The 21,365-nt window shown below is 64.4% G+C and carries 21 protein-coding genes; 11 read left to right on the forward strand and 10 right to left on the reverse strand.

Features of this window, described 5'->3' with window-relative positions; genetic code table 11:
- Positions 1–281 precede the first annotated feature (281 nt).
- Both metB and ACFWHB_RS03155 read left to right on the forward strand, forming a co-directional pair.
- A complete protein-coding gene (gene metB / locus ACFWHB_RS03150) occupies positions 282–1,460 on the forward strand; it encodes a cystathionine gamma-synthase (protein WP_395949441.1) in 1,179 nt (392 codons plus the stop codon).
- Positions 1,460–3,928, forward strand: a complete 2,469-nt coding sequence (locus tag ACFWHB_RS03155) for a bifunctional aspartate kinase/homoserine dehydrogenase II (protein ID WP_139745281.1) — start codon at positions 1,460–1,462, stop codon at positions 3,926–3,928. The genes metB and ACFWHB_RS03155 overlap by 1 nt, the downstream gene beginning before the upstream one ends.
- Positions 3,929–3,995: 67 nt before the next feature.
- Here ACFWHB_RS03155 and ACFWHB_RS03160 read toward each other — a convergent pair whose 3' ends face one another.
- Together ACFWHB_RS03160 and ACFWHB_RS03165 are read right to left on the reverse strand one after the other, a co-directional pair.
- Positions 3,996–4,685 carry an LrgB family protein gene (locus tag ACFWHB_RS03160; RefSeq protein WP_111910520.1) on the reverse strand — a complete coding sequence of 230 codons (690 nt, stop codon included), beginning with the start codon at positions 4,683–4,685 and terminating at the stop codon, positions 3,996–3,998.
- Complete coding sequence (locus ACFWHB_RS03165; RefSeq protein WP_262111920.1) at positions 4,678–5,079, reverse strand: CidA/LrgA family protein; 402 nt, start codon at positions 5,077–5,079, stop codon at positions 4,678–4,680. The genes ACFWHB_RS03160 and ACFWHB_RS03165 overlap by 8 nt, the downstream gene beginning before the upstream one ends.
- Before the next feature lie 125 nt (positions 5,080–5,204).
- Between ACFWHB_RS03165 and ACFWHB_RS03170 the strand changes: the two genes are divergently transcribed.
- Positions 5,205–6,089 (forward strand): LysR family transcriptional regulator, encoded by an 885-nt coding sequence (locus ACFWHB_RS03170; protein WP_262111918.1) that lies wholly within the window; start codon positions 5,205–5,207, stop codon positions 6,087–6,089.
- Between the two features lie 3 nt (positions 6,090–6,092).
- Here ACFWHB_RS03170 and ACFWHB_RS03175 read toward each other — a convergent pair whose 3' ends face one another.
- The 5 genes from ACFWHB_RS03175 to ACFWHB_RS03195 form a co-directional block, all read right to left on the reverse strand.
- Positions 6,093–7,004, reverse strand: coding sequence for a hypothetical protein (locus tag ACFWHB_RS03175; protein WP_262111916.1), 912 nt, complete (start codon positions 7,002–7,004; stop codon positions 6,093–6,095).
- Between the two features lie 102 nt (positions 7,005–7,106).
- Positions 7,107–8,534 carry a MocR-like pyridoxine biosynthesis transcription factor PdxR gene (locus ACFWHB_RS03180; protein WP_395949442.1) on the reverse strand — a complete coding sequence of 476 codons (1,428 nt, stop codon included), beginning with the start codon at positions 8,532–8,534 and terminating at the stop codon, positions 7,107–7,109.
- Entirely contained in the window at positions 8,531–8,668 is a 138-nt protein-coding gene (locus ACFWHB_RS03185) for a hypothetical protein (protein ID WP_395949443.1), read from the reverse strand. Before ACFWHB_RS03185 ends, ACFWHB_RS03180 begins: the two co-directional genes overlap by 4 nt.
- Entirely contained in the window at positions 8,665–8,802 is a 138-nt protein-coding gene (locus ACFWHB_RS03190; RefSeq protein ID WP_163137619.1) for a hypothetical protein, read from the reverse strand. The genes ACFWHB_RS03185 and ACFWHB_RS03190 overlap by 4 nt, the downstream gene beginning before the upstream one ends.
- Positions 8,799–8,936 (reverse strand): hypothetical protein, encoded by a 138-nt coding sequence (locus ACFWHB_RS03195; RefSeq protein WP_234566975.1) that lies wholly within the window; start codon positions 8,934–8,936, stop codon positions 8,799–8,801. Before ACFWHB_RS03195 ends, ACFWHB_RS03190 begins: the two co-directional genes overlap by 4 nt.
- Before the next feature lie 142 nt (positions 8,937–9,078).
- On the opposite strand from ACFWHB_RS03195, the gene ACFWHB_RS03200 reads away from it, so the two are divergent.
- From ACFWHB_RS03200 to ACFWHB_RS03210, 3 genes are read left to right on the forward strand one after another with little or no spacing between them, the layout of a single operon-like run.
- The gene (locus ACFWHB_RS03200) at positions 9,079–9,546 is read left to right on the forward strand and encodes an OsmC family protein (RefSeq protein ID WP_395949444.1); all 468 of its coding nucleotides are present in this window, start codon (positions 9,079–9,081) and stop codon (positions 9,544–9,546) included.
- Between the two features lie 17 nt (positions 9,547–9,563).
- Positions 9,564–10,013, forward strand: coding sequence for a rhodanese-like domain-containing protein (locus tag ACFWHB_RS03205; RefSeq protein ID WP_163154679.1), 450 nt, complete (start codon positions 9,564–9,566; stop codon positions 10,011–10,013).
- Positions 10,003–10,728 carry a GNAT family N-acetyltransferase gene (locus tag ACFWHB_RS03210; protein ID WP_395949445.1) on the forward strand — a complete coding sequence of 242 codons (726 nt, stop codon included), beginning with the start codon at positions 10,003–10,005 and terminating at the stop codon, positions 10,726–10,728. Before ACFWHB_RS03205 ends, ACFWHB_RS03210 begins: the two co-directional genes overlap by 11 nt.
- 107 nt (positions 10,729–10,835) lie before the next feature.
- Here ACFWHB_RS03210 and ybaK read toward each other — a convergent pair whose 3' ends face one another.
- A complete protein-coding gene (ybaK, locus tag ACFWHB_RS03215; RefSeq protein ID WP_106885775.1) occupies positions 10,836–11,300 on the reverse strand; it encodes a Cys-tRNA(Pro) deacylase in 465 nt (154 codons plus the stop codon).
- Between the two features lie 200 nt (positions 11,301–11,500).
- Between ybaK and ACFWHB_RS03220 the strand changes: the two genes are divergently transcribed.
- A complete protein-coding gene (locus ACFWHB_RS03220) occupies positions 11,501–12,982 on the forward strand; it encodes a GGDEF domain-containing protein (RefSeq protein WP_395949446.1) in 1,482 nt (493 codons plus the stop codon).
- 78 nt (positions 12,983–13,060) lie between these two features.
- Here the strand turns inward: ACFWHB_RS03220 and ppc are convergent, their stop codons facing one another.
- Positions 13,061–15,694, reverse strand: a complete 2,634-nt coding sequence (gene ppc / locus ACFWHB_RS03225) for a phosphoenolpyruvate carboxylase (protein ID WP_234676746.1) — start codon at positions 15,692–15,694, stop codon at positions 13,061–13,063.
- Positions 15,695–15,910: 216 nt separating this feature from the next.
- Positions 15,911–17,056, reverse strand: a complete 1,146-nt coding sequence (gene argE, locus ACFWHB_RS03230; protein WP_262111901.1) for an acetylornithine deacetylase — start codon at positions 17,054–17,056, stop codon at positions 15,911–15,913.
- A gap of 261 nt (positions 17,057–17,317) precedes the next feature.
- Between argE and argC the strand changes: the two genes are divergently transcribed.
- Genes argC through ACFWHB_RS03250 form a run of 4 tightly spaced genes read left to right on the forward strand, consistent with a single transcriptional unit; the run spans position 17,318 to position 21,355 of the window.
- Positions 17,318–18,325 (forward strand): N-acetyl-gamma-glutamyl-phosphate reductase, encoded by a 1,008-nt coding sequence (gene argC / locus ACFWHB_RS03235; protein ID WP_025328309.1) that lies wholly within the window; start codon positions 17,318–17,320, stop codon positions 18,323–18,325.
- Between the two features lie 23 nt (positions 18,326–18,348).
- Positions 18,349–19,128 (forward strand): acetylglutamate kinase, encoded by a 780-nt coding sequence (argB, locus tag ACFWHB_RS03240; RefSeq protein WP_005324857.1) that lies wholly within the window; start codon positions 18,349–18,351, stop codon positions 19,126–19,128.
- A 25-nt stretch (positions 19,129–19,153) separates the two neighbouring features.
- Positions 19,154–20,065: an ornithine carbamoyltransferase gene (locus ACFWHB_RS03245; protein ID WP_395949447.1), complete on the forward strand. Its 912-nt coding sequence runs from the start codon at positions 19,154–19,156 to the stop codon at positions 20,063–20,065.
- A 54-nt stretch (positions 20,066–20,119) separates the two neighbouring features.
- Entirely contained in the window at positions 20,120–21,355 is a 1,236-nt protein-coding gene (locus tag ACFWHB_RS03250) for an argininosuccinate synthase (RefSeq protein ID WP_005324853.1), read from the forward strand.
- Positions 21,356–21,365 lie beyond the last annotated feature (10 nt).

Below are 21,365 nucleotides of genomic sequence, written 5' to 3' on the forward strand. Positions count from 1 at the left end.
TCGTTTGGCCGTGAGCGCGGATTTTAACCCTTAAGGAATTCAATGGCAATCCAACAGCAAAGCCATTTAGACGTCTAGAAGTGTTGACGGCTTTTTTGAGGTGGCGTAAGGTGGTTCACCATAGGCCAGCAATGGCAGGATAGCCGTGGCAGAGGCACAGCGGCCATCGTCCAGAGACACTTCAAGGAGAGCGGAAATGACCCACAAGGCCACCCTGGCGGTACGTTGTATCGGACATAGAGACAGATCAACTGCACAGTCACAGCGCCAAGGAGAGCATCATGAGTCATAAGGCCACCCTGGCGGTACGCACCGGGATTGAGACAGACACACAGCACGGTGCCGTTGTGCCCCCCATCTACCTCTCCAGCAACTACACCTTTGCCGACTTTGGCGAGCCCCGTCAATACGATTATGCCCGCTCAGGCAACCCGACCCGCACCAATCTGGCGGACGCGCTGGCGGCCCTGGAAGGGGGCGCCGGCGCCGTGGTGACCGGCACCGGCATGGGCGCCGTCCATCTGGTGACCACGGCCCTGCTCAAGGCGGGGGATCTGCTGATCGCCCCCCACGACTGCTACGGCGGTACCTGGCGGCTGTTCGAGTATCTGGCGGCCAAGGGCCACTACAGGGTGCAGTTCGTCGATCAGGGGGACGAAGCCGCGCTCGCCGAGGCCCTGGCGCAGCAACCGGCCCTGGTGTGGGTAGAGACCCCCTCCAACCCGCTGCTGCGGGTGGTGGACGTGGCCGCCATCGCCGCCGCCTCCCATGAGGTGGGTGCCAAGGTGGTGGTGGACAACACCTTCCTCTCCCCGCTGCTGCAACAGCCGCTCTCGCTGGGTGCCGATGTGGTGGTGCACTCCACCACCAAGTACATCAACGGCCACTCCGACGTGGTGGGCGGGGTAGCGATCGCCAAGGAGCAGGCACTGGCCGAGTCCCTGGTGTGGTGGGCCAACTGTCTGGGGCTCACCTCCGGCGCCTTCGACTCCTACCTCACCCTGCGTGGCCTGCGCACCCTGGCGCCGCGCCTGCGTGCCCATCAGGAGAACACGGATCGCATTCTCGCTTTCCTGCAGCAGCAGCCGCTGGTCAAAAAAATCTATCACCCCAGCCTGCCGAGCCACCCGGGCCACGAGATTGCGCGCCGTCAACAGTCCGGCTTCGGCGCCATGCTAAGTTTTGAACTCGATTGCAACGAGACGGGGCTGCGTGCCTTCCTGGCGGCGCTGCGGCTGTTCTCGGTGGCGGAGTCCCTCGGCGGGGTGGAGAGCCTGGTGGCCCATCCGGCCAGCATGACCCACAGGGCCATGACTCCGGCGGCGCAGCAGGCGGCGGGCATCAGCGCCCAGTTGCTGCGCCTCTCTGTGGGCATAGAACACGGTGAAGACCTGGTGGCCGATCTGGCTCAAGGCTTTGAACAGGCGCAGTTGGCACAACAGGCAGAACAGGTGAAGTAATGGAACAGCAACAACAAGGAGAGAGTGCGGTGGCGGCAGAGAGAGCCTTGAAGCGGCGTCATGTGCACAAGTTTGGCGGCAGCAGTCTGGCGGATCCTGTCTGCTATCGCCGGGTCGCCAGCATTCTCGAACAGCAGGCCGAGCAGCAGGGCGGGGGCAGAGAGCTGGTGGTGGTCTCCGCCGCTGGCAAGACCACAAACCGGCTGATCCAGCTGGTGGAGCTGGCCGAGGCGGGTGACGAGGCCGCGGGCGAAGCCATCACTGCCCTGCACGCCTACCAGCAGAGCCTGATCGACGGCCTGCTGGAGGGGGAGTTGCTGCTCGACTTGAGCAAGCAGCTGACCGACGACATGCAGCAGATCGCCAAGACCCTGGAAGGGCAGTTTGATCGCTTCGAGCGCAACGGCTTGCTGGCCTTCGGTGAGGTGTGGTCGGCGCGCCTGCTGGCCGCCCTGCTCACCAGCCGTGGCGACAAGGCCATCTGGCTCGACGCCCGCAGCTTCCTGCGCGCCGAGGATGGCGCCCTGGTCAAGGTGGATGCCGCCATCTCCGGCGAGCTGCTCAAGGCGCGTCTGGCGGAGCACCCCGGCCGCATAGTGGTGACCGGCTTCATCGCCGCCGACATGGAAGGAAGATCTTTGCTGCTCGGCCGCAACGGCTCCGACTACAGCGCCAGCCTCTTGGCCGCCCTGGCGGACGGGGAGTCCACCACCATCTGGAGCGACGTGGCCGGTGTCTACAGCGCCGATCCTCGCCGGGTGAAGGAGGCGCGCCTGCTGGAGCGCCTGAGTCTGGCGGAGGCCAACGAGCTGGCCCGTCTCGGCTCCTCCGTGCTCCATTCCCGTACCCTGCAACCCGTGGCCGACAGCCGCCAGCGCCTCACCCTGCGCTGCAGCTACAACCCGGACGAGGGCTGCACCCACATACTGCGCCGGGCACCGCGCTCCGGCGGGGCGCGCATCGTCTCCTCGGTGGATCAGATAGCCCTCATCGAACTCAAGGTGCTGCCCCAGACAGGTTATGAGCAGACGGTGGCCGCCATCGAGGCCCATCTGGCCCGTCATCGCCTCAACCCGCTCACCCTGCAGCGTCAGCCGGATCGGCGGGTGCTGCGCCTGGCCTACACCCTGGAAGTGGCGGAAGGGGCCTTCGAGATACTGCGCGACTTCCAGCTGCAGGGCAGCTTCACCGGTCTCATCCAGAAAGAGGGATTCAGTCTGGTGGCCCTGGTGGGGGCCGGCGTGACCGACAACGCCGAGCAGTGTCACCGCTTCTATCAGCTGTTGGCGGATCAGCCCCTGGAGTTCGTCCAGGTGGCCAGAGACGGCCTGAGTCTGGTGGCCGTGGTGCGCCAGGTGGTGCTGGAGCCCCTGCTCATCGCCCTGCACAGCGCCCTGTTCAGCCGCCCGACCCGGGTCGGTCTGGTGGTGTTCGGCAAGGGCAATATCGGCGGTCACTGGCTGGCGCTCTACGCCCGCGAGAAGGCGCGGCTCGAGCACGAGCTCAATATGGCGCTCACCCTCTACGGGGTGTTCAGCTCGGAAGGGGGCCTGCTGGACGAGGAGGGGCTGGATCCCCTCAAGGTGCGCGACAACTTCAATCCCAAGCCGCTGATCTGGCCGGAGCTGCTGGGTCAGCTGGAGCAGCACGGCTTCGATGCCCTGATTGCGCTGGACATGACCGCCAGTGAGACGGTGAGCCGTTACTACCCGGATTTTGCCCAGCTCGGTATCCACATCATAGCGGCCAACAAGTTTGCCGGTGCCGCCGACAGCGAGTTCTACCAGCGCATCAAGCAGACTTGTCGCGATCACCAGGTGCAGTGGCGCTACAACGCCACCGTCGGTGCCGGGCTGCCCATCCAGTCCAGCATCCAGATGCTGCGCCAGAGTGGCGATCGCATCCAGGGGGTCTCCGGCATCTTCTCCGGAACCCTCTCCTGGCTGTTCCAGCAGTATGACGGCACGCGCCCCTTCTCCGAGCTGGTGGACGAGGCCTGGCAGCACGGTCTGACCGAGCCGGATCCTCGCGAGGATCTCTCCGGCCAGGACGTGCGCAGGAAGCTGCTCATTCTGGCGCGGGAGGCGGGCTTCGAGCTCGACTCCGCCGACATCGAGCTGGAGAACCTGGTGCCCGTCTCCCTGCGCAAGGTGAGCACGGATCAGTTCATGGACAGGCTGAAAGATCTGGATGATCCCATCCAGACCGCGTTCGAGGGGGCACGTCGGGTCGGCAAGGTGCTGCGCTACGTCGCCCGCTTCGAGCACGATGGCAAGGCGCGGGTCGGACTGGAGACCCTGGAGCCTCACCACCCGTTCGCCAACTTGCTGCCCTGTGACAACGTGTTCGCCATCGAGAGCGACAGCTATCGCACCAACCCCCTGGTCATTCAGGGGCCGGGGGCTGGCCGGGAAGTGACCGCAGCCGCCATTCAGTACGATCTCTGGCAGATCTGCGCCAGCCTCTAAGAGCCTGGTGGATGACACAAAGAAGAGGCGCCCCTGGGCGCCTCTTCTCGTTGGTGGTCACAATGCCTTACCAGAACAGCTTGCCCAGCAGGGGGGCGAGCAGCACTGTGGCCATGCCGGCTATCATCATCACCATGCTGGAGACCACCCCCTCCTCGTTGCCCATCTGATAGGCCCGGGCCGTGCCCGCCCCATGGGCCGAGGCGCCAAAACCCGCCCCCTTGCCGAGGCGGCTGCGGATGGCGAGTACCGTCAGCACGCTCTCCCCGACCGCCATGCCGATCACCCCGGTCAGCACCACGAACAGGGCGGTGAGATCGGCGTTGCCACCCACAGAGCGAGTCGCCTCCACCGCGAAGGGTGTGGTGATGGATCTCATGGCCATGCTGCGCTGCAGCAGCTCGGAGAGGTTCAGCCAGCGCGCCAGCAGCACAGTGCTGCCCACCGCCATGAGCACGGAGGCAAATACCCCCACCGACAGGGAGAGCCAGTGGCGGCGCATCAGCGCGCGGTTCTCGTAGACGGGCACAGCGAAGGCGACGGTGGCCGGGCCCAGCAGCCAGAGCAGCCAGTGGGATTCGGCCATGTAGTCCTGATAGGGGATGTGGAACAGCATCACCACCGCCACCAGCAGGGCGGGGGCCAGCAGCAGCGGCATCAGCGGCAGTATGCGCTTCTTGCCATAGAGCCACTTGCTGGCGTAGTAGAACAGCAGGGTGAGGGCGAAGCAGAGCAGGCCGAGCAGGGTGTCAGACATGGCGGCGACTCCGGCGGGCCAGCTTCAGTTCCAGGCGATAGACCCTGTCCACCACCAGGGCCGTGGTGCCGAGCACCAGCACAGTGCTTGTCACCAGCACCACCATGATGCGCCACCCCTCCTGCAACAGCAGCTCCTGATAGTTGACCACGGCCACCACGGCGGGCACGAAGAACAGCAGCATCTCCGCCAGCAGCCAGCGGGCACCTGCGCTGAACCACTGGGCCTTGACCACCCCGAGAAGGATGCAGATGAGCAGCAGCAACATGCCGGTAAGGTTGGCGGGCAGGGGCAGGTGGAAGGTGCGTACCGCTGTGTCGGCCAGCAGCCAGATGGCGGCCAGCAGGGCGATTTGGAAGGGGGTTTGCAACCAGCGAAGGCAGAAGGCTTTCATGATGGGCGTCTTTCTGTGAACCTGGTCACAGTATAAGCGGGGGCCAAACCTGCAAAAAATGAATTTAAATTATGAAAAATATGCCAAATTGGCATTATTTGGCGATCACCCCAGACGAGCGTCCCATGGATATCCGAGCCCTGCGTTACTTTGTCGAACTGGTGCGGGAGAAGAGCTTCACCCGCGCCTCCGAGAAGCTGTTCGTCACCCAGCCCACCATCAGCAAGATGATCCGCAGCATGGAGGAGGAGTTGGGCCAGCCCCTGCTCAATCGGGAGGGGCACAGCTTCACCCTGACCGACAGCGGCCAGGTGCTGTTTGCCCGTGGCCAGCTGATCCTGGCCCAGATGCAGCAGCTGGAGGCTGAGCTCGCGGATCTGCAGAGCCTGCAGCACGGGCGCCTGGCGCTGGGCATCCCCCCCATGGTGGGTCACGTCTATGCGGATCTCATCCGCGCCTACCGCAGCCGCTACCCCAAGGTGGAGCTCTCCATAGTGGAGTACGGCGGGCGCCGCATCGAGCAGGCGGTGCTGGAGGGGGAGCTGGATCTCGCCATCACCATGCTGCCGACCAAGGAAGAGGGGGTACTGAGCGCCCTGGAGCTGGACTGCTATCCCATTCAGGTGGTGCTGCCGGACCTGCCGCGCTGGCGCGGGGGCAGCGAGATCCGGTTGGGGGACTTGAAAGAGGAGCCCTTCCTGCTCTACACCCAGGCCTTCACCCTGAGCGAGCGGCTGGAGCAGGCCTGCCAGCAGGCGGGTTTCGTGCCCCAGGTGGCGGCGCGCAGCAGCCAGTGGGATTTTCTCACCGCCATGGTGCGCAGCGGCATGGGGGTCGCCTTCCTGCCCGAGCCCATCTGCCGGCGGCTGACCCCGGACGGCCTGGTGCTGCGCCCCTTGTTGCCGGAGCTGAGCTGGCGTCTCGGAGTGATCTGGCCGAGTCGGCGCTACCTCTCCCGCACCGCCGAGGCCTGGCTCGCCCTGTGTCGCGAGCAGGGGGCGCGGGGCTAGGCGCTACTTGCCGACCCTGTCCGCCTTGTCGTGGGGAGGCATGCCGAAGGCATCCCGGGCCGGATCATAGAGATAGGAGCTGTAGTCGCTCCCCTCGCCGGGCAGCTGGGGGTTGCTCAGCCTGAACAGCTGGCGCGAGGCCAGTTGGGTGAACGCCAGGGAGGGTTGGAAGTGCTGGCGCCAGAGCCGCTTGAGGGAGCCGTCCTGCCAGGCCAGCCGCAGGCCGAGCTGGATGCGTTCGCGCTCCTTGTGGTAGGTGGCATGGCTGTAGAAGGCGTGGATCAGCGGGTAGAAGAGGGCCACATGGGGATCGACGGTGAGGGTCGGCAGCCTGGGGTGGTGGGTCTCCCACTCCGCCAGTATCTCGTTGGCGCCGCGACAGAAAAGATCGACCCTGCCACGGGCCACCATGCGAAACAGCGACTCGTAGTTGTCCACCTCCTGCACCTGGAAGCCGTTGTGGCGCAGGATGTCGGCATCCTGCCACCCCTTGCCACTCCCCTGACTGAACGCCTGAAGCTGGGCCAGGGTACGGACCCCGGCCAGGGCATCCGCACGGTCGGCACCGACGAAGCAGACCCGGTAACCGAGAATGCCGAGATCGATGGGGAAGGGGATCAGGCTGACCTCGGAGTGAGGAGTCTTCTGGGGCCAGCTGTCGACGATGAAGAGGGCACTCTTGCCCGGTTTTTGCACCTCGAGCCGCATCCGCGCCTTGTTCATCTTGAGGGAGTCGCGCAGCTCGTAGTCGCCATATTGCTGGCGGGTCTTCTCCAGCGCCAGCCGCATCGCCTCCCGGTAGTAGTCCATGCGGGCATCCTGTTCGTTTTCCGGGCTGAGCAGGGTAAATCGGGTGGCCGCCATCGGGGAGGAGGAGAGGGAGAGCGTGAGGAGCAGGAGCAGGAGTCGATACATCTTGGCCGGGTTCTACAACGGGATTGTGCCCATTATAGTTCGGTGCCCCAGCGGCGACACAGCACTAATGGCCCCCGGCTCCTCTGACCTCTGGGCCTGGTCTCAGACGGTTTCCATCAGCGCGCCCAGCTGGCGACACAGCTGGCGCAGGGTCTGGTTGTCGAGGCAGCCGAAGCCGAGCAGCCAGCCCTCCCGGGTAGGAGGGGCGAGGTGATACTGGTGCAGGGGGCGCAGCCCCAACCCCCGGGCGTTGGCCGCCTCGGTCCAGCGGGCCTCGCCCCCGGCGGGAAGCCGCACGGCGCACTGCAGCCCGGCGCCGCTGTGGATGGGGGTGAGCTGGGGGCAGTGCTCGGCCAGCTCGGCCAGCAGCAGATCCCGCCGGCTCTGGTAGACGAGGCGGCTCTGGCGCAGGTGGGTGGCGAAGTGCCCGGCGCGGATGAAGTCCGCGGTGACCGCCTGCTGCAACTGGTTGCTGTGGCCATCGACGGCGGCGCGGGCTCGGCTGAAGGCCTCCATCAGGGGGCGTGGCAAGACCAGGTAGGCGAGACGCAAGGAACCAAACAGCACCTTGCTGAAGGTCCCCACATAGAGGACGCGCCCCTGGCCATCCAGCCCCTGCAGGGCGGGGAGCGGCCGCTGATCGTACTGGTACTCCCCGTCGTAGTCGTCCTCCAGGATCCAGGCCCCGCGCCGCTCGGCCTCCGCCAGCAGTGCCATGCGGCGCGGCAGGCTCATGGGTACGCCCAGGGGGTACTGGTGGGCCGGGGTGCAGTAGATGAGCCTGGGACTGGGGTGTTCACCGGCAGGATTGAGCCCCTCCTCGTCCACCGGCACCGGGTGGATACGGGCGCCGGCGCTCTCCATGGCGGTACGGGCGCCGGGATAACCCGGATCCTCCACCCAGACGGTGTCACCGGCATCGATGAGCAGCTGGGTCGCCAGCAATATGCCCTGCTGGGAGCTGGTGAGGATCAGGATCTGCTCCGGTTCGCACACCACGCCCCGCGACTGCACCAGGTAGCTGCTGATGGCGGCGCGAAGCTCCCCCAACCCCTGGGGATCCCCGTAATTCATCCAGTCGCTGGCACCCTGGCGCCACTGCTGCTGCATCAGGCGACCCCAGAGCGCTTGGGGAAAGAGGCGGGGATCCGGCTGGCTGGATGCAAAGGAGCTGCCCACCTCGGGCACCTCGTGGCAGGCCCCCCCTTGCGCCATCTCCTGACCACGGCGAGAGAGCCCCGCCGCCGACTGGGGCGGGCGCGGCGCGGGGCGCACCGCCGCCAGGGCGACGAAGCTGCCGGCCCCCACCTTGCGCACCAGATACCCCTCCGCCTCCAGCCGGCCATAGGCTAGCTCCACCGTGCTGCGGGAGACGCCGAGATCCCGGGCCAGCATGCGGCTGGCCGGCAGCCTGCCGTGCAGCGGCAAATGGCCCGCCAGTATGGCTTCCCGCAGGGTGCGCACCAGCTGTTCGTGCAGGGGAAGATCGTTTTGCTGCTGGTCGGCAAAGAGGGTCGGCAGGACTGTCATGACTGGCCTCCGCGGGGCCGGGGCAGGTGGCCCCCCCATCCGGACATGGCCTCCCGCAGGGTGCGCACCAGCTGTTCGTGCAGGGGAAGATCGTTTTGTTGCTGGTCGGCAAAGAGGGTCGGCAGGACAGTCATGACTGGCCTCCGCTGGGCTGGGGCAGATGGCCCCCCCATCCGGACATGGCCTCCCGCAGGGTGCGCACCAGCTGTTCGTGTAGGGGAAGATCGTTTTGCTGCTGGTCGGCAAAGAGGGTCGGCAGGACTGTCATGACTGGCCTCCGCGGGGCCGGGGCAGGTGGCCCCCCCATCCGGACATGGCCTCCCGCAGGGTGCGCACCAGCTGTTCGTGCAGGGGAAGATCGTTTTGTTGCTGATTGGCAAAGAGGGTCGGCAGGACTGTCATGACACTTCCCGTTGCGGATAAATTGGTCTGCCCATATTGGCAAAATTGGTCGGCGTGGCAAGGCCATTTTGTCGCTACATTGGTGGACAAGGCAGTGAAGCAATCCCATTGGCAACACACATTGGTCACAGAAGGAGTCTGCATGTCGGAATACAGCGCCACCATCAGTTGGCAGCGAGGGGCCAGCGAGCCCTTTGTCGATCAGCGCTACAGCCGGGCCCATGAGTGGGCGTTTGACGGCGGAGTCAGGGTGCCCGCCTCCTCTTCCCCCCATGTGGTGCCTCTGCCCTGGTCGGTGGCCGAGCACGTGGATCCCGAGGAGGCCTTCGTCGCATCCCTCTCCAGCTGTCACATGCTGACCTTCCTCTGGCTGGTCGCCAGGGCGGGTTATCTGGTGGAGAGCTACCGGGATGAGGCGGTCGGCTTCATGGAGAGAAACGAGCGGGGTCGCCAATCCATCACCCGGGTCACCCTGCGCCCCAGGGTGCGGTTTGGCGGCGAGCGCCAGCCCGACCTCGCCGCGCTGGAGCGGCTGCACCATCAGGCTCACGAGGAGTGCTTTATCGCCAACTCGGTCAACACAGTCGTCACCACAGAGATAGCGCTCTAATCACAAGGAGGTTCAGGATGAGTCATGTATTGAGTACCGGTGTCGCGAGCCCGCTGGAGGCCAGCGCCTTCTTCGAGGCCCAGTTGAAGTTTCGTACCGATCCGGCGGATCTCGCCGCCGATCTGCTGGCCGGGGAGGCGGCTGAGGGGGGCAGCATAGTGGTCATCGACACCCGCTCCCCCGCGCACTACGCCGAGGCTCATATTCCCGGTGCCATCTCCTTCCCCCATAGCACCATGAGCCCGACGACCACGCAGGGGCTGTCGCGGGACAAGGTCTATGTCTGCTACTGCGATGGCATTGGCTGCAACGGCTCGACCCAGGGGGCCTACAAGCTGGCGGCCCTGGGCTTCAGGGTCAAGGAGCTGATCGGCGGTCTGCACTGGTGGCGCCAGGACGGCTTCGCCGTCGCTACCGGCAGCGAGGCCGGCGTGCTGCTGGAAGGGGGGATCGCCTGTGCCTGCTGACCCCGTCTTCAACGGCCATGGCCAGCCCCTGGGCGAGTCTCTGCCCGACTGGCGTGGCGCCGAGTTCCCCCCTCACCGGGTGCTGAGGGGCTGGGGCTGTCGTCTCGAACCGCTCGATCCCGAGCGCCACGGCGGCAGCCTGTGGCAGGCCTTCAGTGCCGACAGTGGGGCCATGTGGACCTATCTCACCAGCGGCCCCTTCGAGGACGAGGCGGCCATGCTGGCCTGGCTGCGAGGAGTCGCCGCCAGGGTCGATCCCCAGTTCTATGCCATTGTCGATGAGGGGAGTGGCCGGGCGCTGGGGCTTGCCAGCTACCTGCGCATCGACCCCGCCGCAGGCAGCGTGGAGGTGGGCTGGCTGCACTTTTCGCCAGCCCTGCAGCAGTCGCGGCTGGCGACGGCGGCCATGGCGCTGATGATGGCCAATGCCTTCGCCCTGGGCTATCGCCGCTACGAGTGGAAGTGCAATGCCCTGAATCGGCCCTCCTGGCAGGCGGCGCTGCGCCTTGGTTTCAGCTACGAGGGGACCTTCCGCCAGGCCAGGGTGGACAAGGGGCACAGCCGGGATACCGCCTGGTTCTCTGTGATAAACGGCGAGTGGCCCGCCCTGAAGGGCTGTTTCGAGCGCTGGCTGGCGGATGCCAACTTCGACGAACAGGGGTGCCAGCGGCTGCGGCTCTCAGAGCTGACCGCCGCCTGCCGGATGACGCCATAAGCCTGTGGTCCCGGGCCCCACTGGCAAAACGAGAGAGGCCCCGATTGCGGGGCCTCTCTCATGCTGGATCTTGCTTAACGAGTGGCCTTACTCATGGTGCTCGTCCCTTAGTGTTCACCGATGGGGGCGGCGATCCACTTCAGCAGGGTCAGCATGTCCTGCGGCGCCACCCCGACCGAGAGGCCACGTTTGCCGCCGCTCACCAGTATCTCGTCAAACGCCATGGCGGAGTCGTCCAGCACGGTCGGCAGCAGCTTCTTCTGGGCCAGCGGGCTTATGCCCCCCACCTTGTAGCCGGTCAGCTTCTCGGCCTCGGCCGGTTTCATCATCTCCACCTTCTTGAGCCCGGTGGCCTTGGCGAGCTGCTTGAGGCTGCACATGCCGGAGGAGGGGACTATGGCGACCACCGCCTGCTTGTCGTGGTGGGCCAGCAGGGTCTTGAACACCTGAGCCTGGGGCAGGCCGAGCTGGGTCGCGGCATGCTTGCCGAAATCGTCGTGGGCCTCGCACTCGTAGGGGTAGAGCTTGTGGGGGATCTTGAGCTTCTTCAGCAGGTTGATGGCAGGTGTCATGGGGTCTCCTCGGGCCTAAACAAGGCCAGACAGTCTGCGCCCGGTCGGCGGGCATGGCAAGTGGCCGTCCTCGATGGTGCTCATCTTGGGGGTGGCCCATATTCGCGAAACGGCCGCCTCACACCTATGATCTGGGGCTGTCTCTCCCCCTGCCTATACTGGCTGTGAGCAGGTGTTGGCGATCGAAAGGAATCCTGGCCATGAATACCCCGGTAAACAGCTTCATCGACATGGGCACCCTGGGGCGTTATGACGCCCTTGCCCGGCTGACCGCCCTGGACCGAGCCTATGGCATAGCCGAGTTCGATCTCGATGGCCGCATGGTGTCGGTCAATGGGTTGTTCTGCGACCTCATCGGCTATGCCTCCGAGGAGCTGATAGGTCAGTCCCACCTGTTGCTGCTTCCCCCCGAGCAGCAGGAGGAGCACGATAGCTTCTGGCAGGGGGTGCTCAGCGGCGAGATCCGCTCGGGGTCGTTTCGCCGCATCATGCGCGGGGGCGGCAGTGTCTGGATCCACGCCACCTACATGCCCATCACCAACGAGGCGGGGACCCTGCTCGGGGTGATCAAGCTGGCCCATGACATCACCCCCGAAGTGCTGGCGGAGCAGCGCGTCGAGCAGCAGAGCCAGTTGTTCGACATAGTGGTGGCCGCCCACCAGAGCTTTCTGCTCGATCGCAATCTCGGCTCCGCCTGCGACACCGTCTTCGAGCGGCTGCTGAGCGTGAGTCAGAGCGCCTATGGCTTCATCGGCATCATCCAGTACGAAGAGGAGCGTCCCAGCCTCTACATCCCCTCCATCTCCAACATCTCCTGGGATCAGGCGACCCACGCCTGGTACGAGCAGCAACGCCAGAGCAGAGGGGGGCTCATCTTCAACAAGCTCGACAACCTGTTCGGCCACGTGGTCACTCACAACACCCTGGTGTGCTGCAACGATCTGCCGAGTCATCCGGCGAGTCGCGGCGTCTCTCCCCGGGGTCACCCCCATCTGGACAGCTTTCTCGGCATTCCCATACGCCACAAGGGGGAAGCCATCGGCATGATAGCCCTGGCCAACCGCCCGGGCGGCTTCGACGAAACCCTGGTGAGCTTGCTGGAGCCGCTCACCACTGCCCTGGGCACCCTGATCCACGCCCGCAATCTGGAGGACGAACGCAGCCACATGGAGCGGGTGCTGCGCTTCAACGCCGAACACGACTTTCTCACCAAACTGCCCAACCGCAGCAGCTTCTTCAGTCAGGCCAATGTGCTGCTCGAGCACATCCAGCGCCATCCGGCCGAGGGGGAAGCCTGTTGCCTGGCCCTGATCGACATCGATTTCTTCAAGCAGATCAACGATGAGCATGGCCACCTTGCCGGTGATGCCGTGCTCGAGGAGCTGGCCCGTCTGCTGATGCAGGCGGTGCGCAGCCAGGATCTGGTGGCGAGGTTCGGCGGGGAGGAGTTCATCATGCTGCTGCGCGGCACCACCCAGGAGGAGGCCCGCGCCATCATGGATCGCACCCGCCAGCAGATAGAGCAGCACCCCTTCTTGCATCAGCACCAGCCAATAGCCGTCACCATCAGCGTGGGCCTCACCCCCTATCAGATGGGCTACCGCTGCATGGATGACTGGCTGCTGTGCGTGGATCAGCGCCTCTACGAGGCCAAGCGCCAGGGACGCAACCGTATTGCCTAGGGGCTGGATAGCCAAAATAGAAAGGGCGCCATATAGGCGCCCTTTTATGTCAGGAAGTGAAGCTGGATAGCCCGGCCATCAACCCGTGTTGCGCATACCTGCCGCTATGCCGGCTATGGTGACCATCAGCGCCTGATCCAGCTCGGGGTGCAGGGTCTCAGGGTTCTTGCGCGAGCGACCCAGCAGCTCGACCTGCAGCACGTTGAGCGGGTCTGTGTAGGGGTTGCGCAGCTTGATGGACTCCTTGATCCAGGGCTGGTCGTCCAGCAGGTCACCCTGCGGGCGCAGCTCCAGCACCACCTGGATGGAGTCGGCAAGCTCCTGACGCAGCTGCTTGCCGAGGGCCCACAGCTCTTGCGGCACCAGGCGGGTGTCGTAGTACTCCGCCAGCCAGAGGTCGGCCTTGAGGAACACCATCTCCAGCATCTCGAGGCGGGTGCGGAAGAAGGGCCACTGGCGGCTCATCTCGTCCAGCACGCTCTTCTGGCCGTCATCTATGGCCTGCTGCAGGCCCTTGTGGGCACCGAGCCAGGCCGGCAGCATCAGCCGGTTCTGGGTCCAGGCGAAGATCCAGGGGATGGCGCGCAGGCTCTCGACGCCGCCGTTGGGCTTGCGCTTGGCGGGACGGGAACCTAGCGGCAGCTTGCCGAGTTCCATCTCAGGGGTGGCGGCGCGGAAATAGGGCACGAAGTCCGGGTGTCCGCGCACTATGCTGCGGTAGTGATCGCAGGAGACGGTAGCCAGCTGCTCCATCACGGCGCGCCAGCACTCCTTGGGCTTGGGCGGCGGCAGCAGGTTCCCCTCCAGCACGGCGCTGGTGTAGAGGTTCAGGCTGTGGATGGCGACCTTGGGCAGACCGAACTTGAAGCGGATCATCTCCCCCTGTTCGGTGACCCGCAGACCACCGCGCAGGGATCCCGGCGGTTGGGACAGGATCGCCTGATGGGCGGGGGCGCCGCCGCGACCGACGGTGCCGCCACGGCCATGGAACAGGGTGAGGCGGATGTTGTTGGCTTCAGCCAGCCCCACCAGGGATTCCATGGCGGCGTACTGGGCCCAGCCTGCGGCCATCATGCCCGCATCCTTGGCGGAATCCGAGTAGCCGATCATCACGTACTGGCGACCCTGGATGTAACCGCGATACCAGTCCACCGACAGCAGGCGATCCATCACGGCGGTGCCCGCCATCAGGTCTTCCTGGGTCTCGAACAGCGGTGCGACCGGCATGCGGAACTTGCAGCCGGCTTCCTTCAGCAACAGCTGCACCGCCAGTACGTCCGAGGGGGCGCCCGCCATGGAGATGATGTAGATGCCGAACGCATCCGGGTCGTGACCGGCGATCACCCGGCAGGTATCTATGGTCTCGCGGGTCTCGTCGCTCGGCGCCCAGTCGGTCGGGATCAGCGGGCGGCGGGAGTTCAGTTCGTTGAGCAGGAAGGCCTGCTTGTCGTCCTCGCTCCACTCGGCGTAGTCCCCCATGCCGAGGTAGCGGGTCAGCTCGGAGAAGACCTGACCGTGACGCTCGCCATCCTGGCGGATGTCCAGCTTGACCAGATGGATGCCGAAGCAGGCCAGCTTGCGCAGCACATCCAGCAGCATGCCGTCGGCTATGTTGCCCATGCCGCAGGCGTGCAGGGAGTGGTAGCAGAGCTCCAGGGGCTCGCGCAGCTGGGCCGTGGTCTTGATGAGATCGCGGCTCTCGCTCGCCTGACCCTGCACCTTGGCGGTGAGGAACTCCTGGGTCTCGCGCAGCGCTTCGCGCAGCTCGCGCACCAGGGCGCGGTAGGGCTCGGGGTTGTCACCGACCTGGGCGCGCAGGGCCTCGGTACAGTCGGCCATGGAGAGCTCAGAGGTGAGCTCCTTGATGTCCTTGTAGAAGAGGTTGACCGCCATCCAGCGGCCCAGCTCCAGCACCTCGGCGGTCACCTTGGCGGTGACGAAGGGGTTGCCATCGCGGTCACCGCCCATCCAGGAGGTGAACTTGACCGGCGCGGCATCCAGCGGCAGGCGCACACCCAGGTGGTGTTGCAGACGCTCGTCCAGGTTGCGCATGAATTCGGGAATGGCCGGCCACAGGCTGTTCTCCACCACGGCGAAGCCCCACTTGGCTTCGTCTACCGGGGTCGGGCGCTGTTCGCGGATCTCGTTGGTGTGCCAGGCCTGATTGACCAGCTGTTCGATGCGATTGAGGATCTTGTCCCGCTCGCGGGGCAGCAGATCGGAGAGCTCCAGCGCTTCCAGGCAGTCGTTGAGCTGGACGTGCTTGTGGATCAGGGTGCGACGGGTCACCTCTGTGGGGTGGGCGGTCAGCACCAGATCGATGTCCAGCTCGCGCACCGCCTGGATGATGGCCTCCTGGGAGAGGTTGGATGCTTTCAGCTTGGCGAACATCTGCTCAAGCGGGTCCGGCGTGCACTCCTGCTCTTCGCAGCGGCGGGAGATGGTGTGGAACTGCTCCGCCACGTTGGCCAGATTGAGGAACTGGCTGAAGGCGCGGGCCACCGGCAGCAGCTCGTCATCGGAGAGGGTACGCAGGGTCTCGAGCAGGCGTTCCCGGTCTGTCTCGTTGCCCTTGCGGGAGGACTTGGCCAGTTGACGAATGGTCTCAATCTTGTCGAGGAAGGCTTGACCCTGATGATCCTTGATGGATTTACCCAGCAGTTGGCCCAACATGCCTACGTTGGCCCGTAGTGCGGCGTACTTTTCGTTCATTCCACATCCTTATTTTTGTTGGTGCCCCTTGACCTTCCGGGGGGAGAGGCAGCCTCACTTATTGTTGTGCGATTACAACATATGCTCCGTCATCTTAGGGGGACAATCTACCCAGATTGTCTGCGCAAGGTCAAATAACAAGCCGATTCAGAACATGTATTTCCCTCACCTGTCCCTGGGCGGCTTGTCATGTAACTTACTTACATTCCCGTCGAGCTAGACGCAGAAACGCCGGATCAGGTGCTGCAGCACAGCCGTGGTCGGTTTGACGAACGACAGATCCAGATACTCGTCCGGCTGATGGGCCTGGGTGATATGGCCCGGGCCCATCACTATTGTCTGGCATCCCAACTGCTGGATAAAGGGGGCCTCGGTGCAATAGTTCACGGATTCGGCGGCGCGGCCACTCGCCTTCTCGGCTTCCCGTACCAGATCTGAGCCCTCCTCGCAGGCATAGGCCGGGATGGGTTCGTGCAGGTGCTGCAGGTGCAGGCAACCCGGCTGGTGGATTTCGATGGGGGAGAGCGCCTCTTTCAGCATGCCCATCAGCTCATCCGGCCCAACTTGCGGGGTTGGCCTCATGTCGATGTGCAGCTCGCAGCAGCCGCAGATGCGGTTCGGGCTGTCGCCCCCCTGGATGTAGCCGAGGTTCAGGGTGGGTTGCGGCACCGCGAACCTGTGGTCGGCGTAGCGCTCCTTGAGATCCCGCTGCAGCTTGAGCACCTGGCCCATGGCTTTGTGCATGATCTCCATGGCGTTGACCCCGTTGGCGGGATCCGAGCTGTGGCCGCTCTTGCCCGTGATGCGAATGGCCTCGGACATGTGGCCCTTGTGGGCCACCACGGGCACCAGCCCGGTGGGCTCACCTATCACCGCATAGTCGGGTTTGATCTCGGCGGCCGCGGCAATGGCACGGGCCCCCGCCATTGTGGTCTCCTCGTCGGCGGTGGCCAGGATGCGCAGCGGCTTGCGGAGCGTCTTGAGATCGACCTCCTTGAGCGCCTCCACGATGAAGGCGAAGAAGCCCTTCATGTCGATGGTGCCGAGCCCGTACAGGCGGTTGCCCTCCTCGGTCACCTTGAAGGGATCCTTGCTCCAGCCCCCCTCGTCGAAGGGCACAGTATCGGTGTGGCCCGCCAGCAGCAGGCCGCCTTCCCCCTGGCCATAGGTCGCCACCAGGTTGAACTTGCCCGGCAGGTCGGGCAGCGCCGTCACCTCGCACTGGAAACCCAGCTGGCCGAACCAGTCGGCCAGCAGCCGGATCACCGCCTCATTGCTCTGATCCCAGCGGGGATCCGTGCTGCTGATAGAGGGAATCGCAATAATATTCTTATAAAGTGAAAAAAAATCCAGATTGGCCATCAGCTGCTCCTTGCGTCCCCGGAGTGTTTCTGTTAGAAAATACAAATGCAAAGTGAGTGCATGAATATTCTGTTCGAGCGCTCATCAACAAGGCTTCTAGTTGTAAGGGAAAGTTAATGTTCTGTCACCTGATCTGTAACCGACGACGCATATCCGCCTGAATTGCCCCTCCGCACTCGTTGCATCTAAGGGGCGATAGCCGACCCCTTGCACCGCAGCACCACGCTGTGAATTTCGAACCCAGACTTGGAATACTCAAACATGCTCAATACCGTTATCGTCGGTGCCAGTGGCTACGCGGGGGCCGAACTGGCCGCACTGGTCCAGAACCATCCAGAGCTCAAGCTGTTCGGCCTCTATGTCTCCGCCGGCAGCCAGGACGCACACAAGCGCTTCTCTTCTCTGCATCCCCAGTGGGTCGGTGAGCTGGATCAGCCGCTGCTGCCGCTGGACGAGGACGGCATGACCCGGATCCTGACCCAGGCCGATCTGGTGCTGCTGGCCACCGCCCACGAGGTGAGCGCCGAGCTTGCCCCCAAGTTCCTGGCCAAGGGACTGCCGGTGTTCGATCTCTCCGGTGCCTTCCGGGTCAAGGATCAGGGGTTCTACTCCTCCTTCTACGGCTTCACCCACGAGAGCGAGCAGTGGCTGGAACAGGCCGTCTACGGTCTGGCGGAGTGGAATGCCGATGCCATTGCCGCCGCCCAGCTGATTGCGGTGCCCGGCTGCTACCCGACCGCGTCCCTCTGCGCCCTCAAGCCGCTGCAGCAGGCCGGTCTGATTGCCGAGGGATGGCAGCCCATCATCAACGCTGTGTCCGGCGTCTCCGGGGCCGGCCGCAAGGCCGCCATCAATACCAGCTTCTGCGAAGTGAGCCTGAGCCCCTACGGCACCTTCAATCACAGACACCAGCCGGAGATCAGCCACCACCTGGGCAAGGGGGTGCTGTTCCAGCCCCACCTCGGCAACTATGTGCGGGGCATACTGGCCACCATCTATGTGCAACTGGCGGATGGCGTGACGCAGACCCAGGTGGATCAAGCCTATCTCAAGGCCTATGAAGGCAAGCCCCTGGTACGCCTCACCGGCCAGATGCCTTCCATCCGTGGCGTGGCCAATACCCCTTACTGCGACCTCGCCTGGCAGCAGCAGGGCAACATGCTGGTGGTGGTGTCCGCCATCGACAACCTGCTCAAGGGGGCCGCCTCCCAGGCGATGCAGTGCATAAATATCAAGTTTGGTTTTGAACCGGCCACCGGCCTGATTTAACGCTTTAAGGAAGGATCGAGAAGATGGACAAGCAGACGCTGGTAATCAAGTTGGGTGGTGCCCTGATCGAGAACGACGAGGCCCTGACCGCCCTGTTCGCTACCCTGAAAACCTTCCTGGACGATCAGCACCGTCCCCTGGTGCTGGTGCACGGTGGTGGCTGCCTGGTGGATGACCTGCTCAAGGGGCTGGGGATGACCTCCACCAAGAAGAACGGCCTGCGGGTCACCCCGTTCGAGCAGATCCCTTTCATCGCCGGGGCCCTGGCGGGCACGGCGAACAAGATGATGATGGCCAAGGCCATCGCCACCGGCATCCCGGCTGTGGGGCTCTGCCTCGCCGACGGCGGCCTCTGCCAGGTGACCCAGCTCGACCCGGATCTCGGCGCCGTAGGTGACTGCCAGCCGGGCAACCCGGCGCTGGTGGCCGGCATCCTGGGGCAGGGCTTCCTGCCGGTGGTGAGCTCCATCGGCATCACCGCTGACGGTCAGCTGATGAACGTCAACGCGGATCAGGCGGCCACCGCCATTGCCGAGGCGCTGGGTGCCGATCTGGTGATGCTGTCGGACGTGAGCGGCATTCTGGATGGCAAGGGCAAGCTGGTGCCGCAACTGGACAAGCAGAGCGCGCTGGACCTGATGGAGAAGGGCGTTATTCGTGATGGCATGGCGGTCAAGGTGAAAGCCGCGCTGCACGCCGCAGAGACCCTGGGCAAACCTGTCTGTGTTGCCAGCTGGCGCTACCCGGATCAGCTGCTCAAGCTGCTGGCGGGCGGCGCCGTCGGCACCCAAGTCACCCTCTAACCCTTGCCGGAAAAAGGAACATCCGATGCAACATCTTCTGAAAGACAGCGACTTGAGCAAGGCACAGATCGAGGCGCTGATAGCCCTGGGCAAATCGGTCAAGGCCGATCCGAAGAAATACAGCCAGGCCCTGGCGGGCAAGAGCGTGGTCACCCTGTTCGAGAAGCCTTCCCTGCGCACCCGGGTCACCTTCGACATCGGCATCGCCCGGCTCGGTGGCCACAGCGTCTATCTGGATCAGCAGAACGGCGCGCTCGGCAAGCGGGAATCGGTGAAGGATTTCGCCGCCAACCTGTCCCGCTGGTGTGACGCCATCGTTGCCCGGGTGTTCGATCACCAGACCCTGGTCGAGCTGGCGGAGCATGGCTCTGTGCCGGTGGTGAACAGCCTGTGCAACCTCTACCACCCCTGTCAGGGGCTGGCGGACTTCATGACCATCAGCGAGCACTACAGCGATCTCTCCAAGGTGAAGCTGGCCTACCTCGGCGATGGCAACAACGTCAGCCACTCCCTGCTGCTGCTGGGGGCGACACTCGGCACCGATGTGACTCTGGTCTGCCCCAAGGGCCATGGCCCGGATACCCAGCTCTTCCTGCAGGCCCAGGCGCTGGCGGCGCAATCTGGCGCGCAGATCCACATCAGCGATGACGTGGGCGCCATCGAAGGCTTTGACGTGGTTTATACCGACACCTGGGTCTCCATGGGTGACAACACACCAATGGAGCAGGTAAAAGATATCTTCATGCCTTATCAGATCAACCAGGCCCTGCTCGATCGCACCGGCATCCAGCATGTGCTGCATTGTCAGCCGGCGCACCGGGAGCTGGAGATCACCTCGGAGGTCATGGACGGACCAGCCTCCCTCATCATGGATGAGGCAGAAAACCGGATGCATATCCAGAATGCCGTGCTGCTGACCCTGTTCGGGCACAAGTAACGCGGCAACCGACCCTGAATCACAACCTTATCGAATCATCACGGAGAGAAGTAAATGAGCGGAATCAACAAGATCGTACTGGCTTACTCGGGCGGACTGGATACCTCGGCCATCATTCCCTGGCTGAAGGAGAACTACGATGCGGAGATCATCGCCTTCGTCGCCGACGTCGGTCAGGAGCGTGACGATCTGGAAGGGATCGAGCAAAAAGCCATCGCCTCCGGCGCCACCAAGTGCATCGTCAAGGATCTGCGGGAAGAGTTCGTCAAGGAGTACGTCTATCCGACCCTGAAGACAGGCGCCGTCTACGAAGGCACCTACTTGCTGGGTACCTCCATGGCCCGTCCCATCATCGCCAAGGCGATGGTGGAAGCGGCCCTGGCGGAAGGCGCAGACGCCATCTCCCACGGCTGTACCGGCAAGGGCAACGATCAGGTGCGTTTCGAAGGCGCCGTGGCGGCCTTGGCGCCCCAGCTGAAAGTGATCGCCCCCTGGCGTCTGTGGGACATGCGCTCCCGGGAAGATCTGCTGGCCTATCTGGAAGCCCGCGACATCCCCTGCAAGGCAACCCTGAAGAAGATCTACAGCCGCGACGCCAACGCCTGGCACATCTCCACCGAGGGTGGTGAGCTGGAGAGCACCTGGAACGAGCCGTCCGAAGCGGTCTGGCAGTGGACTGTTTCCGCCGAGCAGGCACCGAACGAGCCGGAATACGTCAAGCTGACCGTGGCCCAGGGCGAAGTGGTGGCCGTTGACGACCAGCCGCTGACTCCGCACCAGATCCTGATGACCCTGAACGAGCGTGCCGGCAAGCACGGTGTGGGCCGCATCGACATCACCGAGAACCGCATGGTGGGCATGAAGTCCCGTGGCTGCTACGAGACCCCGGGTGGTACCGTCATGGTCGCCGCGCTGCGCGCCGTGGAAGAGCTGGTACTGGACAGACCGACCCGCGCCTGGCGCGAGAAGCTGGGTGCCGAGTTCTCCCACCTGGTCTATGACGGTCGCTGGTTCACCCCGCTGTGCAAGGCCATTGTCGCTTCCGCCAACGCCATCGCCGAAGATCTCGACGGTGAAGTGGTGCTGAAGATGTACAAGGGTCAGGTCACTGCAGTGCAGAAGAAGTCGCCGAACAGCCTCTACTCCGAAGACTTCGCCACCTTCGGCGCCGACGAAGTGTACGACCAGAGCCACGCAGAAGGCTTCATCCGTCTCTACACCCTGGCCAGCCGGATCCGCGCCATGAAGGAGCAGCATCAGGCCATCGGCGGTGACCACACCCACGGTTGATCTGAAGACA

It is taken from the genome of Aeromonas mytilicola subsp. aquatica (assembly GCF_044336385.1).
GTDB classification, from domain to species: domain Bacteria; phylum Pseudomonadota; class Gammaproteobacteria; order Enterobacterales; family Aeromonadaceae; genus Aeromonas; species Aeromonas rivipollensis.

Excerpts from the sequence above, each read along its gene's own strand:
- metB (WP_395949441.1), top strand. The coding sequence starts at position 282 with ATGAGTCATAAGGCCACCCTGGCGGTACGCACCGGGATTGAGACAGAC.
- ACFWHB_RS03155 (WP_139745281.1), top strand. The coding sequence starts at position 1,460 with ATGGAACAGCAACAACAAGGAGAGAGTGCGGTGGCGGCAGAGAGAGCC.
- ACFWHB_RS03160 (WP_111910520.1), bottom strand. The coding sequence starts at position 4,685 with ATGTCTGACACCCTGCTCGGCCTGCTCTGCTTCGCCCTCACCCTGCTG.
- ACFWHB_RS03165 (WP_262111920.1), bottom strand. The coding sequence starts at position 5,079 with ATGAAAGCCTTCTGCCTTCGCTGGTTGCAAACCCCCTTCCAAATCGCC.
- ACFWHB_RS03170 (WP_262111918.1), top strand. The coding sequence starts at position 5,205 with ATGGATATCCGAGCCCTGCGTTACTTTGTCGAACTGGTGCGGGAGAAG.
- ACFWHB_RS03175 (WP_262111916.1), bottom strand. The coding sequence starts at position 7,004 with ATGTATCGACTCCTGCTCCTGCTCCTCACGCTCTCCCTCTCCTCCTCC.
- ACFWHB_RS03180 (WP_395949442.1), bottom strand. The coding sequence starts at position 8,534 with ATGACAGTCCTGCCGACCCTCTTTGCCGACCAGCAGCAAAACGATCTT.
- ACFWHB_RS03185 (WP_395949443.1), bottom strand. The coding sequence starts at position 8,668 with ATGACTGTCCTGCCGACCCTCTTTGCCGACCAGCAACAAAACGATCTT.
- ACFWHB_RS03190 (WP_163137619.1), bottom strand. The coding sequence starts at position 8,802 with ATGACAGTCCTGCCGACCCTCTTTGCCGACCAGCAGCAAAACGATCTT.
- ACFWHB_RS03195 (WP_234566975.1), bottom strand. The coding sequence starts at position 8,936 with ATGACAGTCCTGCCGACCCTCTTTGCCAATCAGCAACAAAACGATCTT.
- ACFWHB_RS03200 (WP_395949444.1), top strand. The coding sequence starts at position 9,079 with ATGTCGGAATACAGCGCCACCATCAGTTGGCAGCGAGGGGCCAGCGAG.
- ACFWHB_RS03205 (WP_163154679.1), top strand. The coding sequence starts at position 9,564 with ATGAGTCATGTATTGAGTACCGGTGTCGCGAGCCCGCTGGAGGCCAGC.
- ybaK (WP_106885775.1), bottom strand. The coding sequence starts at position 11,300 with ATGACACCTGCCATCAACCTGCTGAAGAAGCTCAAGATCCCCCACAAG.
- ACFWHB_RS03220 (WP_395949446.1), top strand. The coding sequence starts at position 11,501 with ATGAATACCCCGGTAAACAGCTTCATCGACATGGGCACCCTGGGGCGT.
- ppc (WP_234676746.1), bottom strand. The coding sequence starts at position 15,694 with ATGAACGAAAAGTACGCCGCACTACGGGCCAACGTAGGCATGTTGGGC.
- argE (WP_262111901.1), bottom strand. The coding sequence starts at position 17,056 with ATGGCCAATCTGGATTTTTTTTCACTTTATAAGAATATTATTGCGATT.
- argC (WP_025328309.1), top strand. The coding sequence starts at position 17,318 with ATGCTCAATACCGTTATCGTCGGTGCCAGTGGCTACGCGGGGGCCGAA.
- argB (WP_005324857.1), top strand. The coding sequence starts at position 18,349 with ATGGACAAGCAGACGCTGGTAATCAAGTTGGGTGGTGCCCTGATCGAG.
- ACFWHB_RS03245 (WP_395949447.1), top strand. The coding sequence starts at position 19,154 with ATGCAACATCTTCTGAAAGACAGCGACTTGAGCAAGGCACAGATCGAG.
- ACFWHB_RS03250 (WP_005324853.1), top strand. The coding sequence starts at position 20,120 with ATGAGCGGAATCAACAAGATCGTACTGGCTTACTCGGGCGGACTGGAT.